Genomic DNA, 16,116 nt, shown 5'->3' with positions numbered 1-16,116 from the left:
ATATGCCCGGTTTATCTAATGGCTTTTTGTATAAGCCATCAATTGATTTACTGCATAGTAGCTGTTTTATTTTTCAACAAGTGACCCTTGGTTCGGGCCACCACTGTATTAAGGATGTAGCATGCCAGTTATTACCCTGCCTGATGGCAGCCAGCGCTCGTTTGATCACGCCGTTTCCGTTTTAGATGTTGCCACAGATATAGGTCCAGGTTTAGCTAAAGCCACTATTGCCGGTAAGGTAAATGGTCAATTAGTTGATGCTTGCGAGATGATCACCGCTGATGCTACGTTAAGTATTATTACCGCTAAAGATCAAGAGGGTGTTGAGATTATCCGCCACTCTTGTGCTCACTTATTAGGCCACGCGATTAAACAACTTTGGCCTAACGTTAAAATGGCGATTGGCCCAGTAATTGATAAGGGCTTTTATTACGATATCGATTTAGACCGCGCACTGACAGCTGAAGATTTAGCCGCGCTGGAACAGCGGATGAAAGAGCTGGCTAAAACCGAATATGAAGTGGTGAAGCACAAAGTAAGCTGGCAAGAAGCGTACGATACGTTTAAAGCCCGTGGTGAAAGCTATAAGCTAGAAATTCTTGAGCAAAATGTTAGTCGTGACGATCAGCCTGGTTTGTATCATCACCAAGAATATATTGATATGTGTCGTGGCCCCCATGTACCCAACATGCGTTTTTGCCAACACTTTAAACTAATGAAATTTGCCGGCGCTTACTGGCGTGGCGATTCAAAAAATAAAATGCTGCAGCGTGTCTATGGCACGGCTTGGGCAGATAAAAAACAATTAGCATCGTATTTACTGCAATTAGAAGAAGCAGAAAAACGCGACCACCGTAAAATTGGTAAAGCCTTAAACTTATTTCACTGGCAAGAAGAAGCGCCAGGCATGGTGTTTTGGCATAATGATGGCTGGACTATCTTTACTGAGCTAGAGCGCTATGTGCGTGAAAAGTTACGCTCGTTTGATTACGAAGAAGTAAAAGGGCCATTAATGATGGACCGCTCTTTGTGGGAAAAATCTGGCCACTGGGATAAGTTTGCCGGCGGCATGTTTACCACAGAATCAGAAAAGCGTGAATATGCCATTAAGCCCATGAATTGCCCAGGGCATGTGCAAATTTTTAATCAAGGCTTAAAGTCTTACCGTGACTTGCCGTTACGTATGGCTGAGTTTGGCTGTTGTCACCGTAACGAACCATCAGGCTCTTTGCATGGCTTAATGCGCGTTCGTGGATTTACTCAAGATGATGCCCATATCTTCTGTACAGAAGAACAAATTGAAGCTGAAGTGGGTGGCTGTATTGATATGGTGTACGAAACCTATAAAACATTTGGTTTTGACAACATAGTGGTGAAATTATCAACCCGACCGGAAAAACGTGTGGGTTCAGATGAGATTTGGGATAAATCAGAACTAGCCTTAGCTAAAGTGTTAAACGATAAAGGCATTGAGTTTGAGTACTTGCATGGTGAAGGGGCTTTTTATGGTCCAAAGATTGAATTTACTTTACATGACTGCTTAGACAGAGCATGGCAATGTGGTACTGTGCAACTCGATTTCTCTATGCCAGCACGTTTAGGCGCAACTTATATTGCCGAAAGTGGCGAAAGACAAGTGCCTGTAATGATTCACCGTGCTATTTTAGGATCATTAGAGCGTTTTATTGGTATACTGATTGAAGAGTATGCAGGTCAATTCCCAACGTGGTTAGCGCCAAAACAGGTTGCGGTGTTGAATATTACTGACAATCAAGCCGAATATGTGCAAGATTTAGTCAAAAAGTTAAAAAATCATGGAATAAGAGTCATAAGTGACTTGAGAAATGAGAAGATAGGCTTTAAAATTCGCGAGCATACGCTTAAGCGTATTCCATATCTTGCTGTCGTAGGCGACAAGGAAATGGAATCCGGTGAAATAGCACTGAGAACGCGAAAAGGCGAAGACTTAGGTAAAATGACAATTCAAGCTTTTGTTGATAAAATAACAGCGGAAATTGCAGACCGAGTCTGACACATTAGTGTCACATAAGAATAAATTCTGGAGGAATATACTATTAAAGTAGGAAAGAAAACATTACCGGCCAACCGTCCTAATAGGATAAATGAAGAAATTAATCTGCCAGAAGTGCGATTAATTGGTATGGAAGGTGAACAGCTGGGTGTCGTAACAACGACTGAGGCAATTCGGTTAGCTGAAGAAGCTGCTGCTGATTTAGTAGAAATTAGCCCGACAGCTGAGCCGCCAGTCTGTAAGTTGATGGACTACGGTAAATTCCTGTTCGAAAAGAGTAAAGCTCTTAAAGAACAAAAGAAGAAGCAAAAACAGATCCAGATTAAGGAAATAAAATTCCGGCCTGGAACTGATGAAGGCGATTACCAGGTAAAACTACGCAACCTGCGTCGCTTCATAGAAGAGGGTGACAAAGCTAAAGTAACGCTACGCTATCGTGGTCGTGAAATGGCGCATACTGAAATAGGCATTGAAATGTTAAATCGAATTAAAGAAGATTTAACTGACATAGCTGTGTGCGAATCTTTCCCTTCACGGGTGGAAGGTCGTCAAATGGTCATGATGCTAGCCCCAAATAAGAAGTAATAGGTGCATTCAAGTATAAGTTAATGCTTTTACCTAAGCTTTTGCTTTAGTAATGGTATTAATTTATCGCCTTATTATTCGTTATCATTTAACAATGCGAGTTTTTAAACTATGCCAAAGATGAAAACCAATAAAGGTGCCGCGAAACGTTTCAAAAAAACGGGTTCAGGTGGCTTTAAACGTAAGCAATCACACCTTCGCCACATTTTGACGAAGAAGTCTTCTAAGCGTAAGCGTCAGTTAGGTCCAAAAACCTTAGTCGCTAAAGTTGACATCGCGAGCGTTGCTCGTTGCATGCCGTACGCATAATAATTAGGAGTCTGACATGCCAAGAGTAAAACGTGGTGTAACGGCGCGCGCGCGCCATAAAAAGGTGTTAAACCAGGCTAAAGGCTACTACGGTGCCCGCAGTCGTGTTTATCGTGTTGCTTTTCAAGCTGTAATCAAAGCTGGCCAATATGCTTACCGTGACCGTCGTCAGCGTAAGCGTCAGTTCCGTCAATTGTGGATTGCGCGTATCAACGCTGCATCTCGCATGAACGGTTTAACATACAGTCGCTTCATTGCTGGCTTGAAAAAAGCTTCAATTGAAATCGATCGTAAGATTTTAGCTGACATCGCTGTATACGACAAAGTGGCATTTACTGCACTAGTTGGTAAAGCGAAGCACGCTCTAGCTTAATAAGTTTTAAGCTAATAAAAAGGCACCCTAGGGTGCCTTTTTTAATGCGTATTGCTTTAATGCATATTGATAGATTAGCTTAATATTACTTTTTGTAATGTCTGCTAATAAAAACCGGTTTAATTGCTGGCGGCAGAAAACTGCAGTACAACTCGGTTATTTCTAAATAACTGCAATTTTTTACCATTTATTTCTGCACGATCTGCATTTTGTAGGTTTTCCATAAAACGCTGCTCTTCGCTATTACCCGTGGCACACATTTTTCGCGTACTAGCCACTGACTGTACGGTTAATTGGCTGGCTTGCTGCTGATACTTGCCACTAAAGTTATTACAACCAGAGAAGCCATATACAGTGTCATCTGCTGCAAACACTACTTTAATTTTTAATTGAGGGGGTATTTTAGCATTGGCAAATTTGTCGGCACGCCAGACAATGCCTTTATAATTATCGGGCGTGACTTCTTTGGCACAGTTTGCACCAGGCCAAAATTGATCAAATGAATCAATAAACAATTTGTTTGCATGCTCATCTTGGCCTTTACGGCCAACAAGGGTAGCAATAACGGCTTGTTGTTTTAGTTTATGGTTTTGCTGATACTGGCGCATTACCGGTAAATGATGCTGGGTATTGGCAACGGTAAAGCTTTCACCAGTATTACAGCTAGTAAAAGTGGCAATGTTATTACTAAGCTGATAACTACCTAACATGGCTTGGCGAGTGTCTAACTTACGAAACTCGGTGTCACGTTGTAGTTGGTATAAGTTATTATTGCGGATTGGCTGACCATTTAAGCCAAGCATAACTATGCTGTCAGCGGCAGTAAAATGAAAACCCGGTAAATTTTCTTGCTGGTTTACAAGGTGCAAGTTACGGTTATCTAATAACCAAATACCTTTAACGATATTGACATAGTTGCGTTCAAGATATTCTTGACGCGCTTCAAAACGACCATCGCGAAATAAATTAATGTGGTAACTAATACCTGGGCAGTCGGCACAAGGTAATACACCAATAAATGACATATCATTATTGATGGTGATAAGTTCAGGTTCACTTTGGGATTCTGTGGTTGTCGCGATAGGAGCAGAAGAATCGACAACAGGCGCTGCTTGCGTATCAGGTTTTACCTGTACTGTATCAGAATTACTTACCGGAGCAGGAGAAATCCGATCTGCTGATGGCGGTAAAGGTGTACAAGCGGATAATAATAGCGCACTGAATAATAAACGCTTTTTCATCTGAAATTCCTGAATTAAATTTTGCTCATTATATCGGAAATAAATTGAGGTATTAACTGTTAATTGTCTATTCGGTAATAGAACTGATAATTAATCGCAACTTATCTGCACTTGCTTGTGGATATTGCTGCATAAAGCAATGATCGCCCTCAACTTGTTGAATTGTTACTGCTGAATTACGCTTTTGCCATTTTGTAACTGCAGTCGTTATAAAGCTATAGCTGTGCTTAGCATAGAGCACAAACACCTCAGGGCAAGGTTTGGCGAGTTGTTGCCAAAGTTGTTTGGGATAAGAAGCAAAAATATCAGCTTCGCGTTCGGGTAAGCATTTTAAACTTAAGCCTTCTGCTGAGGGTTTAAGCGCATGATCAATATAAGCAGCAAGAGATTCGGGCTGCCAGTGTTTAAACATGCCTCTATTTTTAAAATATTTTACTGCGGCTTCACGATCAGGCCAATGCTGGCGGCGGCGTAGTGCGGCTTTAGCTAAAGGGTTTTTATGATATAGTTTTATGCCATTTAAGGTTGCCATCACAGTAATCATGGCCGGGGTGAATAAAACTGGATCAAGTAAAATAATGGCTTTAAATGGGCTAGGTTGCTGGCTGTTAATCAGGGCGGTAAGTACTCCACCAAAACTGTGGCCGACGCCATAGACAGCGACGTTAGGATATAAGTCAGCATGGGCTAACCATGCATCTTTGGCTAATTCGGCACTTAAATTCCAACCAACAAAACTACCACCATGATCACTATCACCATGGCCTTGAGCATCGGATAAAAACAAATCAAAATCAGCAGTCAGCAGCTGCAACATGGGTTGGTACATAGCACTACAAAAACCGTTACCATGTAATATATGTAAAACCGGTTTGCCACTTGGTTCGCTACGATAGCCCCGTAAGGTGAAACCCATTCGGGTGGTATAAGACCAAGGCGTTAATTGCATGAAAATAGTTCCTTAAACAACACAGTGTTTTAACCCGTACAGCAGCTTTTGCAGTTCTGTTTTTCAATAAGCCCAGAAATTTAAAAGATATAGCCTGCTAAATATGTGAAAAATAGGCCCAGTTAGTAAACTTAGTTATTAAGCTTAGTAATTTAGCTTAATTATTAGGCTTAGACTTAGTATTAGGTTTAGTTAGTAGGCCCAATTATCAAGTGCTAACAAGTACTATTAAGTACTATTAAGTGTTATTTAGTGCCAAATAACTTATCACCGGCGTCGCCAAGTCCGGGTAAAATATAACCTTGCTGGTTTAAGCCATCATCAATAGCGGCTGTATATAAAGCAACATCTGGATGGGCTTTTTGCAAAGCGGCGATACCTTCTGGCGCAGCAACCAGTACTAAGGCTTTTATGTGTTTAGCGGCATGCTGTTTTAATAAGTCGACAGTAGCGATAAGCGAGCCACCGGTTGCCAACATAGGATCAATAACAATAGCAATGCGCTGATCAAGATCTGCGGCTAACTTATTAAAATAAGGCACAGGTTGTAATGTTTCTTCATCACGGTAAATACCCACAACACTAATGCGAGCGCTGGGCAGTAATTCTAAAACACCATCTAACATGCCTAAACCGGCACGTAAAATAGGTACTACTGTCACTTTTTTACCCTGAATACGCTGAACTTCAATCGGACCATTCCAACTCTCAATGCTAACGGTTTCAGTATCAAAATCTTTAGTGGCCTCATAAGTGAGTAAACTGCCTAACTCACTGGCTAATTGTCTAAATTGTCTGGTACTGATATCTGCAGCCCGTAACAGGCCAATTTTATGTTGAACAAGTGGGTGATTTACTTCAACCAATTTCATGATTTTGTTATCCTCGAGATAATATTGCCAGCTGTTAATATTATCGCTAGTAAATAGTGTTAAGGCTAATGCATTATAAACACATAGACAAATTATAACTGTAAACATAACCCTATACATAAACAGGATATTAAAATGCGAATTAACATGCTTAGCTGGCTAGTAGCCTTATATTTGTTAATTGGTGGAGGCGGAATGGCAGCAGCAAATCAACTAGAGTTAGCCCGATTATTTGCAGATCCTGCATTAAGTGGTACAACACCGCGTTCATTAACGATGGCACCAGACGGTAGCCGTGTCACCTATTTAAAAGGCAAGCCTGATGACGCCGACCGCTTAGATTTATGGGAATACCATATTAAAGATGCTGAGCATCGTTTGTTGGTTGATGCTGATAGTTTAGTGTCAGGTGATGAAGTGTTATCTGATGAAGAAAAAGCCCGCCGCGAAAGAATGCGTTTATTCGCTACCGGCATTATTAGCTACAGCTGGTCAAAAAATAGCGACGCATTGTTATTTCCATTAAATGGTGACTTATATTATTACCAACTAAGTAATGCTAAAGCGAAAAAGCTAACCGATACTGCTGAGTTTGAAACCGACGCTACTATTTCACCCACCGGCAAAAAGGTGGCGTTTATTCGCCAGCAAAATCTATTTATCTTAGATATTGCCAGTGGTAAAGAAACCCAGCTGACTAAAGATGGTGGCGGGGTGATTAAAAACGGTATGGCCGAGTTTGTGGCTCAAGAAGAAATGGACCGGATGACCGGCTATTGGTGGTCACCAGATGACAGCAAAATAGCTTTTACCCGTATAGATGAAAGTGGCGTAGCTGAAGTGGTACGTAATGAAATTTATGCGGATGAAATTAAACTGTTTAACCAGCGCTATCCTTATACAGGCACAGCGAATGTGAAAATTCAGTTGGCAGTGATTGATCTTAACTCAGCGAAAACTAGCTGGATCTCGCATGGTGCTAACGACGATATTTATATTCCACGGGTACAGTGGAGTGATAGCAGCCGTTATTTAAGCTACCAATGGCAAGATAGGCAGCAACAGCAGTTAGAATTGCGCTTAGTTGATTTAGCCAAACAAGATAAACAACAAGTGTTATTAACTGAACAGAGTGATACTTGGCTTAATTTACACCAAGATTTGCACTTCTTAAAAAATAATACAGGCTTTATATGGGCATCAGAACGAGATGGTTTTAAACATCTTTATTATTATGACTTTAGCGGTAAATTAGTCCGACAGTTAACTAAAGGTCAATGGCCAGTTGACGAAATAGCGGCCATTGATGAAGCCAAAGCGGTAGTATATTTTACCGGTCGCAAAGATTCGCCATTAGAGCGTCATTTATATCAAGTAAGTTTAAACGGCGGTGAGATTCAGCGGCTAACGGCAGAAAACTATGACCATGCTGTTGTTATGGCCAAGCAAGGCACTAGCTTTATTGATAGCTTTTCCAATGTTAGTACACCAAATAAAGTGGCACTTAGAGCCTTAGATGGCAAAGTGCTAACCTGGCTAGCGCAAAATGAGTTAACTGAGCAGCACCCATTAACGCCTTACCATCAGCAATTAGTGGCACCACGATTTGGTACTATCGCAGCAGAAGATGGCCAGACATTACATTATCGTTTATTTGCGCCTAAGCAATTTGAGCAAGGTAAAAAGTATCCAGTGATTGTTAGTGTTTATGGTGGCCCTCGCGCACAGCGGGTAACCAATAGCTGGAGTGCGCGTGATCTGTATTTACACTATTTAGTTCAGCAAGGTTATTTAGTGTTTCAATTAGATAATCGTGGTTCATATAATCGCGGCAAAGCGTTTGAAGATCCTATCTATAAAAACTTAGCGAGTGTAGAAGTAACAGACCAAATTGCAGGGGTTAAATATTTACGCAGCTTACCTTATGTTGATAGTAAGCGAGTGGGTATTTATGGCCATAGCTATGGCGGTTATATGGCGATTATGGCTATGTTTAAAGCCAGTGATTACTTTGCTGCCGGTGTGTCTGGCGCGCCAGTTACCGACTGGGCACTATACGACACCCATTATACTGAACGCTATTTAGGCCATCCCACTGATAATGCTAAGGGCTACCAGCAAAGTTCGGTATTTCCGTATGCTGATGGCTTAAAAGGCGCGTTATTAATCTACCATGGCATGGCTGATGATAATGTGTTGTTCACCCACAGCACTAAGTTGTATAAGCAGTTGCAAGATAAAGGTTTAAGTTTTGAAATGATGAACTACCCTGGCAGCAAACATTCTATGTTTGGCCAGCCGGTACAAACTCATTTACATCAAACCATTACTGAGTTTTTTAATAAGCAATTTATGCAGTAGTTTTAGTAGATTAAATTAGTCTGTAACTAAACTGGTTGCAGACTGATTTAGTCCTTGGTTTGAATATAGTAATGGTTTGTGGCGCGAGGATTAAGATAAGTAGCAATATGGGAGGGTATAGATTGAATTTTCAATACTTGCATTATGCTTAAATTATCGTTTTCAAGGCTAATTATAGGTGCATCTAAGCGCGGTATATCGTCATCATACGCCATAACGTAAGGGCAAAGTAAGTTATCAGTATTCACTGACATAACAATAGCAACTCTGTCATCAGATAATTTCACAATAGTGCCAGGAGGATAAACACCCATCATTTTAATCATGGTAGAGAGTTCGCGTTGAGCCAATTTGCTGCTCATGTTTTTAAACATATACGCGAATGCATGGTGAGGCGTTCGAGCCTGACTAAGCAATGGCGGATTACATAAACCATCAAATATATTTACTATCGTCACTATGCGCGCGAGAGGGTTAATATCTTCGAGCTTTAAGCCTTTAGGGTAACCACTGCCATCTACAAACTCATGATGCTGTTCAATAATAGGCCATGCCATTAGTGGGAAATTATCGACTAAGCTGACTAAATCTATACCAAATTTAGTATGCATCTTTAATAAATTTTGCTCAGGGCTGCTTAATGCAGTGGGTTTACGTAAAATCCAAGTTGGAATTTTAAGTTTGCCGATATCATGAAATAACGCACCTATACCCACGATTTTAATTTGTTCTGCAGTTAGTTGCATGCTTTTGGCTAGCATCATAGATAACATGGCAACATTCAAAGAATGATAATACAATTTTTCTTGATCTTTATTGCCATTAACAATCAAATGTAAAACGGTTGCTTGTTTCTGTAATAAAGTGTCGGCTATTTCTTCAATCAATATACCAGCATCACTTATAGCTTGTAACGGGCGAGAGTTAATTAGCTGCATTAAGTTTTTTATCTGCAATAGCGACTGGTTAAACGCTTTTTCGCTACGTTGAATATGTCTTCGTTCTGCTTGAGCTTGTTCTCTTCGTTGTTGTTTCTCATGCTGCAGCTGTATTTCAGCTTCGCTAGCCATTAAATTAAAAGTGGCACTTTCATCGCTGACTAGCTGGATCAAAGCAGGTTGCTTTTGACTTCTGCTTGCAGAAAAATAAATAAATTCCACATCTAAATTTTGAATAATATTTAGTTGTTCTGCGGTTTCAATCAACATATTTTCTGAAATCAGTGGATGCGTTTTCCAATTACCGGTTAGTGTAATTGCATAACCTAATTCAACGTGTGCTGGCTTAATTTTTTGCGCAGTCAAAATATAGTCCTATTAAGAAATTTCAATCGGTTTGATTACCCATTCTAAACACTAATACTAAGAATACCAGTGAGTTAACATTTATTATTAATATGTATTACGGATAGTTATTAATGTGTTTTCATAACAAATTTTATTGTTTAGATACTGACGGTATACACCATAGAATATTCTTGACACTAGCCTGATTCAAACGTACATTTAAAACACCTGTTTAAATCGCGATGGTTATGATGTCCAGTAAGCAAAGTACTCAGCAAAAAATACTTGATGCGGCGCAAAGTTTGTTTGCCGAAACTGGATTTAATGGCACTTCGCTTCGGCAAATTACCAGTTTAGCTGAAGTAAACTTAGCAGCAGTTAATTACCATTTTGGTTCAAAAAAAGAGTTGATTCAGGCTGTATTACAGCGTTACTTAGTGACATTAATGCCAAGGTTAGACTCAGAGTTTTCTGCGTTATTAGCTGCAGAGTCTCCGGCACCTTTGGATAAAGTATTGTCGGTGTTTGTAAGGCCACTATTAGAGTTAAATCAAGTGTATCCAAATGGCACGCGATTATTTTTGCAATTGCTTGGCCGAGGCTATACTGATGTTCAAGGTCATTTGCGCTGGTTTTTTAACCAGAATTATGGCCGAGTGTTAAGTCAATTAACCAAGCTAATGCAACAAGCTTGTCCAAATTTACCACCCAGTGAGTTATTTTGGCGGTTACACTTTTCACTGGGTACTATTGTATTTACTATGGCGTCTAATGAGGCATTAACCGAGATTGCTGAAGCAGATTATAAAGAAGTAATTGACATAGAAGGGGTGATTTTACGATTACTACCTTATTTAACAGCAGCTATCGCTGCGCCAAGTCCGATTGTTGCTCAAGACACTCAAGTTACTCAAATAAGTTAAGCCTCACCAATACTGGCGAGCGAAGGAAGGTAATATGGTTTTTTTAATAATTTTATTAGTTGTATTAGCAATAATTTTTGGTGTACCTGACATACGCCGAAATTTAATTACGAAACCTATTTTTACTGTGTTTAAACGCATTTTGCCGCCGTTATCTGATACTGAGCGCGAAGCGATGGAAGCTGGAGACGTATGGTGGGATGGTGAACTGTTTAAAGGTAATCCAGATTGGAAAACCCTACATAGCTATCCTAAAGCCGAGTTAACGCCTACCGAACAAGCTTTTATGGATAATCAGGTTGAAACCTTATTAGCCATGCTTGATGACTATAAAATAGTCCAAGAAGATCGCGATTTACCAACCGAAGTGTGGGATTTTATTAAACGCGAAGGTTTTTTCGCGATGATAATTCCAAGGGCTTACGGTGGTCGAGAATTCTCAGCTATTGCTAACTCAACCATAGTATCTCGTATTGCCACGCGGAGCATATCTGCTGCTGTAACCATTATGGTACCAAACTCTTTAGGCCCAGGTGAGTTGTTAATGCACTATGGTACTGAAGAACAAAAACAGCGTTGGTTACCAACTTTAGCAGATGGTACCGACGTCCCATGCTTTGCTTTAACCGGTCCAGAGGCGGGTTCAGATGCGGGTGCGATCCCAGATTTGGGTATTGTCTGTAAGGGTGAGTATAACGGTGAACAAGTATTAGGCATTCGTTTAAATTGGGATAAACGTTATATCACCTTAGCGCCCATTGCGACGGTTTTAGGTTTAGCGTTTAAATTACATGATCCAGATGCATTACTGGGTGATAAATCAGATATAGGTATTACTTGCGCATTAATTCCTACCGACCATCCTGGCGTAGAAATTGGCGATCGCCATTTCCCAATGAATTTAGCCTTTATGAATGGTACCACTTACGGTAAAGACGTATTTATACCACTAGATTGGATTATTGGTGGGCCTGAATATGCCGGTCGTGGCTGGCGTATGCTGGTTGAATGTTTATCTGCAGGACGCGGTATCAGCTTACCAGCATTAGCAACGGCGACAGGGCATTTAGCCACCCGGATGACCAGTGCATATTGTTTTGTACGGCAACAGTTTGGCTTATCAATTGGTAAGTTTGAAGGTGTGCAAGAAGCAATGGCACGCATCGGTGGTTTAACCTATAGCTTAGAAGCAATGCGAGTAATGACCGCAGGCTCTATTGATATGAACTTAAGCCCAAGTGTTGTAACAGCCATAGCCAAGTACCATATGACAGAAATGTCGCGGGTGATAATGAATGATGCTTTTGATATTCATGCCGGACGCGCTATTCAACTAGGGCCTAAAAACTATTTAGGCCATGGCTATATGGGAATACCAGTCGCCATTACGGTCGAAGGCGCGAATATTTTAACCCGCAACCTGATGATTTTTGGTCAAGGCGCTACGCGTTGCCATCCATATGTATTAGCGGAATTAGAAGCTGCGGCCAACCCAGATGAAGCGCAAGGTTTAAAGCAATTTGATGGTTTATTAATTAAGCATATAGGTTTTGCACTAGGTAATACTTTTGGTGCATTGTGGCAAGGTTTAACAGCAGGAGCATTTAATACTGCACCTGTATCGGGTGAAACAGCTGCTTATTATAAGCAATTAAGCCGTATGAGCCGTGGTTTAGCCTTAAGTGCTGACTTCTCTATGCTAATTTTAGGTGGCGAGCTTAAGCGTAGAGAAATGTTATCTGCTCGCTTAGGTGATGTTTTAAGCCAGCTGTATATAGCGTCTGCAGTATTAAAGTTCTATGAAGATAATGGTCGTCAGCAATGCGACTTACCTTTTGTCCGTTACAGCATTCAGTTGGCATTATTTGAAATAGGCCGTGCATTTGATGGTTTCTTTGCTAACTTCCCTAATCGGTTTGTTGCAAACTTACTGCGTACGTTAATCTTTCCATTTGGTATCGGTTATAAAATGCCAGAAGATCAGGTTGCGATAGATATTTGTAATGCGCTTTCTAAACCTGGCGTGCTGCGTGACCGTTTAACCCATTTATGTTACGTCGGTGATACCGAGCAAGATCCAACGGGGTTAATGGAACAAGCTTTTGTCGCTATGTATCAAGCACAGCCCTTGATGAAAAAGCTGCATCAAGCGCAACGTGAGGGCCAGTTAGCCCGTAAACAGCCTTTAGAAGACACAATAGAGCAAGCACTTGCTGCTAATATTATTACTGCTAGTGAAGCAGAGCAATTGCAGAAAATGAACGTTTTACGTTTTGATGCTATTAGTGTGGATAGTTTTAAAGCCGAGCAATTAGCGGCATTAGGCATACATAGTAAAAACGATTAATGATTAAATAGACTAAAAACGCCAGCTTTTGCTGGCGTTTTTTATTGCTAAGTAAACAAAAATCAATAACCTAGTAAATAATGTGTTGATATTAAATAATATTAAACCAATAAGATTAAGAATGGGGTAAATTAATCTACACTTATCCTAATATTTAGTCAGGTGGGAATAATATGGAAAACGTGACGTTAGCTAAGAACTTCGATCAATATTTTGAAATTAAATTTGCTAACACTAAAGAGTTACGAGAAGAATCTTATCGAATTCGACATTCTGTATATTGTGAGGAGCTGGGTTGGGAGCCTCTGCAGGAAAACGGTTTAGAAAGCGACGAATGTGATGAATACTCATTTGCATTGTTGTTATTACATAAGCGCACAGGGCAGTATGCAGGAACTGCACGTTTAGTGATTACTCCACCACATAGTCCAGATAAAAAACTGCCTTTTGAAAAGCATTGTTTAGACACGCTTAGGCGGGATCGGGTGAATATGGCAGATTATCCTCAAGGTAGTTATAGTGAAATTTCGCGCTTGGCAGTACCTGAGTCATTTCGCCGTCGTGCGGGTGAGAAAAACACACCTTTTGTGGTTAATGATGTCAGCTTAGATGCGGATGTTTTTTCCGCTGACGAACGGAGAAACTTCCCAAATATTGCTATTGGTTTATATTTAAGTATTATCGCATTAGCTGAAATGTGTTCGCATTTAGCGATGTTTGTTGTGGTAGAGCCGCGCTTAAGCAGACGATTAAACCGGATTGGATTTTTATTTGAGCAAGCGGGTGATGAACATGATTATCACGGTAATAGAGCATTGTTTTATTTACCCAGAGAAAAGTTCACCTCAAACCTTAACCCCGAGATATTAGAACTTTACTACTTGTTAGAACAACAACTAAAACAACAGATGTTCTTACTGCCTTATCTTATTAGATAACAGGATTATTAATTATGACCAGCGCCTCGTTTGACTACTCAAAAGCTTTTTCTAGAAATATAGGCTGGACGTTACCGCAAGAGCAACAGTTGTTACGGCAAAAGAAAGTAGCGATAGCCGGTTGTGGTGGTGTTGGTTGCATTCACACTCTTACCCTTGCTCGTTTAGGCATTAGCCGTTTTTCTCTGTCTGATTTTGATCAGTTTGGTATTGAGAACTTTAATCGCCAAGTGGGTGCAACAATGCAATCGCTAGGGAAAAATAAACTAGATGTCACAAGCGATATGTTGCGGGATATTAATCCTGAAGCAGAGATTAGCAGTTTTCCTGAAGGGATTTCGGCCGATAATGTAGAGCAGTTCTTACAAGGCGTAGATTTATATATTGATAGTTTAGATTTTTTTGCCATTGATGCCCGTAGAGCTGTTTTTGCTGCCTGTGAAAGGTTGGGGATCCCAGCAATCACAGCGGCCCCGCTGGGAATGGGAACTGCATTTTTATGTTTTATGCCTGGGCAAATGAGTTTTGAACAGTACTTTGGAATGGAGGGGGCTTCACAATCTGAACAATACTTACGTTTCTACTTAGGCTTAGCCCCAGCATCGTTACAAAGTGCCTATTTAGTTAAACCTGATACGGTAAATCTACAACAGAAGCGCGGCCCTTCCACTATTATCGGCTGTACCTTAAGTGCCGGTGTAGCTGCAGCCTATGCAGTTAAAATATTACTTAATCGTGGTGATTTAATTTGTGCACCTAAAGGCATGCAGGTAGATGGCTACCGTAATATGGTGCGTAAAACTTGGATGCCATTTGGCCATAAAAATCCGTGGTTTAAATTAAAGTTGATGATAGCAAAGCGTAAATTAGGTATCGAATAAGTTAAAGTTTGAATTAAATATTTATAAACCATAATAAAAAACCCTGCATTTGCAGGGTTTTAGTTTTATCTGGATAAGATAATTAATGTTAAGCGTTAGACTTGTTTTTACGTTGACGGCGACCTACACCGGCTAAACCTAACAAACCTAAACCTAACATGGTCAGTGAAGCTGGCTCTGGAACCGAAGCGGTCATAGAACCATCTAAAGTAGCCTGACGAATGGCATTAGTACCTACTAACAATAATTGGTCGTTAGTTGGAATAGGTGGGTTAACGTTAGTATCAAGCACAACTCGTGCATAGTTACCACTAGCTATACCAGCTGAGGCATCAACAAAGGTACCACTACCGTTATCTATCCACAGGAAACCGGCTTCAGCATAGGTGATATCAAAGTACAAGTTCAAGTTTGCAGCCATAATATCTGAACCCGTTACTGAAAAGGTTAATATTAACCGGTCATTGGTATCATCATTTAAATCGTTAAAGAAGATATCAATGGTACCTGATGTATATTGTGGACCACCGGCTGCAGTTAATGTACCGTTTAAAGTATATACCATTTGCATATCCCAAGTTTGCAAATAGCCTTCATTGTCACTACCTAGAGGTGGAACCAATGGACTTAATGCATCGATATCACATTGACCTGCAGGGCAATTAGGTAAAACCAGATTTACATTTGATACACCATCTAATGCAGTACCAGAGGCAGGTAAACCTAAGCCAGTTAAGGTTGGGATATCGTTGGTGTCAAAAAAGGCACCAAAGATACTACCATCGCTATAATCATAAATAGATGTCGCAAGTAGCTGACTAAAACCAAACTCATTGAAGGCGGCAGTTCTAGTATTCGCATCCGGTGTGCCTACACCGCGACCCATGTCGTAACTATTAGTGCCTAAATCAATATACATATCAGATGCAACAGCAACTGAGCTAAACAACAATGCTGCAGCGGTTATTGAGGCAAGTTTGAAATTTTTCATAACCTTATTCCTTGTCGTATTGTTAATG

14 protein-coding genes are annotated in these 16,116 nt (G+C 40.4%); 9 read left to right on the top strand and 5 right to left on the bottom strand.

Annotated elements, in window-relative coordinates; all coding sequences use genetic code 11:
* Positions 1 to 121 precede the first annotated feature (121 nt).
* The 4 genes from thrS to rplT all read left to right on the top strand — a co-directional run bounded on the left by thrS (position 122) and on the right by rplT (position 3,299).
* Entirely contained in the window at positions 122 to 2,032 is a 1,911-nt protein-coding gene (gene thrS / locus BI198_RS10835; protein ID WP_070049575.1) for a threonine--tRNA ligase, read from the top strand.
* Between the two features lie 24 nt (positions 2,033 to 2,056).
* A complete protein-coding gene (gene infC / locus BI198_RS10830) occupies positions 2,057 to 2,617 on the top strand; it encodes a translation initiation factor IF-3 (protein ID WP_449421115.1) in 561 nt (186 codons plus the stop codon).
* Between the two features lie 111 nt (positions 2,618 to 2,728).
* The gene (gene rpmI, locus BI198_RS10825; RefSeq protein WP_070049573.1) at positions 2,729 to 2,926 is read left to right on the top strand and encodes a 50S ribosomal protein L35; all 198 of its coding nucleotides are present in this window, start codon (positions 2,729 to 2,731) and stop codon (positions 2,924 to 2,926) included.
* Positions 2,927 to 2,942: 16 nt separating this feature from the next.
* Entirely contained in the window at positions 2,943 to 3,299 is a 357-nt protein-coding gene (gene rplT / locus BI198_RS10820; protein ID WP_070049572.1) for a 50S ribosomal protein L20, read from the top strand.
* Between the two features lie 119 nt (positions 3,300 to 3,418).
* Here rplT and BI198_RS10815 read toward each other — a convergent pair whose 3' ends face one another.
* From BI198_RS10815 to upp, 3 genes are all read right to left on the bottom strand, one after another.
* Positions 3,419 to 4,540: an META domain-containing protein gene (locus BI198_RS10815; protein WP_070049571.1), complete on the bottom strand. Its 1,122-nt coding sequence runs from the start codon at positions 4,538 to 4,540 to the stop codon at positions 3,419 to 3,421.
* 67 nt (positions 4,541 to 4,607) lie between these two features.
* Entirely contained in the window at positions 4,608 to 5,489 is an 882-nt protein-coding gene (locus BI198_RS10810; protein WP_070049570.1) for an alpha/beta hydrolase, read from the bottom strand.
* Positions 5,490 to 5,734: 245 nt separating this feature from the next.
* Positions 5,735 to 6,361, bottom strand: coding sequence for a uracil phosphoribosyltransferase (gene upp / locus BI198_RS10805; protein WP_070049569.1), 627 nt, complete (start codon positions 6,359 to 6,361; stop codon positions 5,735 to 5,737).
* A gap of 135 nt (positions 6,362 to 6,496) precedes the next feature.
* Here upp and BI198_RS10800 point away from each other — a divergent pair, with 135 nt between their 5' ends.
* Positions 6,497 to 8,722: a S9 family peptidase gene (locus BI198_RS10800; protein ID WP_235605312.1), complete on the top strand. Its 2,226-nt coding sequence runs from the start codon at positions 6,497 to 6,499 to the stop codon at positions 8,720 to 8,722.
* Positions 8,723 to 8,769: 47 nt separating this feature from the next.
* Here BI198_RS10800 and BI198_RS10795 read toward each other — a convergent pair whose 3' ends face one another.
* A complete protein-coding gene (locus tag BI198_RS10795) occupies positions 8,770 to 10,026 on the bottom strand; it encodes an HD-GYP domain-containing protein (RefSeq protein WP_070049568.1) in 1,257 nt (418 codons plus the stop codon).
* Positions 10,027 to 10,256: 230 nt separating this feature from the next.
* Between BI198_RS10795 and BI198_RS10790 the strand changes: the two genes are divergently transcribed.
* The 4 genes from BI198_RS10790 to BI198_RS10775 all read left to right on the top strand — a co-directional run bounded on the left by BI198_RS10790 (position 10,257) and on the right by BI198_RS10775 (position 15,097).
* Positions 10,257 to 10,931 carry a TetR/AcrR family transcriptional regulator gene (locus BI198_RS10790; RefSeq protein ID WP_235605311.1) on the top strand — a complete coding sequence of 225 codons (675 nt, stop codon included), beginning with the start codon at positions 10,257 to 10,259 and terminating at the stop codon, positions 10,929 to 10,931.
* A 34-nt stretch (positions 10,932 to 10,965) separates the two neighbouring features.
* Positions 10,966 to 13,278, top strand: a complete 2,313-nt coding sequence (locus tag BI198_RS10785; protein ID WP_070049566.1) for an acyl-CoA dehydrogenase — start codon at positions 10,966 to 10,968, stop codon at positions 13,276 to 13,278.
* Between the two features lie 173 nt (positions 13,279 to 13,451).
* A complete protein-coding gene (locus BI198_RS10780) occupies positions 13,452 to 14,216 on the top strand; it encodes a PEP-CTERM/exosortase system-associated acyltransferase (RefSeq protein ID WP_070049565.1) in 765 nt (254 codons plus the stop codon).
* A gap of 14 nt (positions 14,217 to 14,230) precedes the next feature.
* Complete coding sequence (locus BI198_RS10775; protein ID WP_070049564.1) at positions 14,231 to 15,097, top strand: ThiF family adenylyltransferase; 867 nt, start codon at positions 14,231 to 14,233, stop codon at positions 15,095 to 15,097.
* Between the two features lie 88 nt (positions 15,098 to 15,185).
* Here the strand turns inward: BI198_RS10775 and BI198_RS16100 are convergent, their stop codons facing one another.
* The gene (locus tag BI198_RS16100) at positions 15,186 to 16,088 is read right to left on the bottom strand and encodes a PEP-CTERM sorting domain-containing protein (protein WP_070049563.1); all 903 of its coding nucleotides are present in this window, start codon (positions 16,086 to 16,088) and stop codon (positions 15,186 to 15,188) included.
* Positions 16,089 to 16,116: the final 28 nt, after the last annotated feature.

The sequence above is a fragment of the Rheinheimera salexigens genome (genome assembly GCF_001752395.1).
In the GTDB taxonomy this organism is placed as follows: Bacteria; Pseudomonadota; Gammaproteobacteria; order Enterobacterales; family Alteromonadaceae; genus Alishewanella; species Alishewanella salexigens.
Note: the sequence above shows the minus strand (reverse complement) of the source record. Positions and strands in the feature narration are given on the sequence as shown.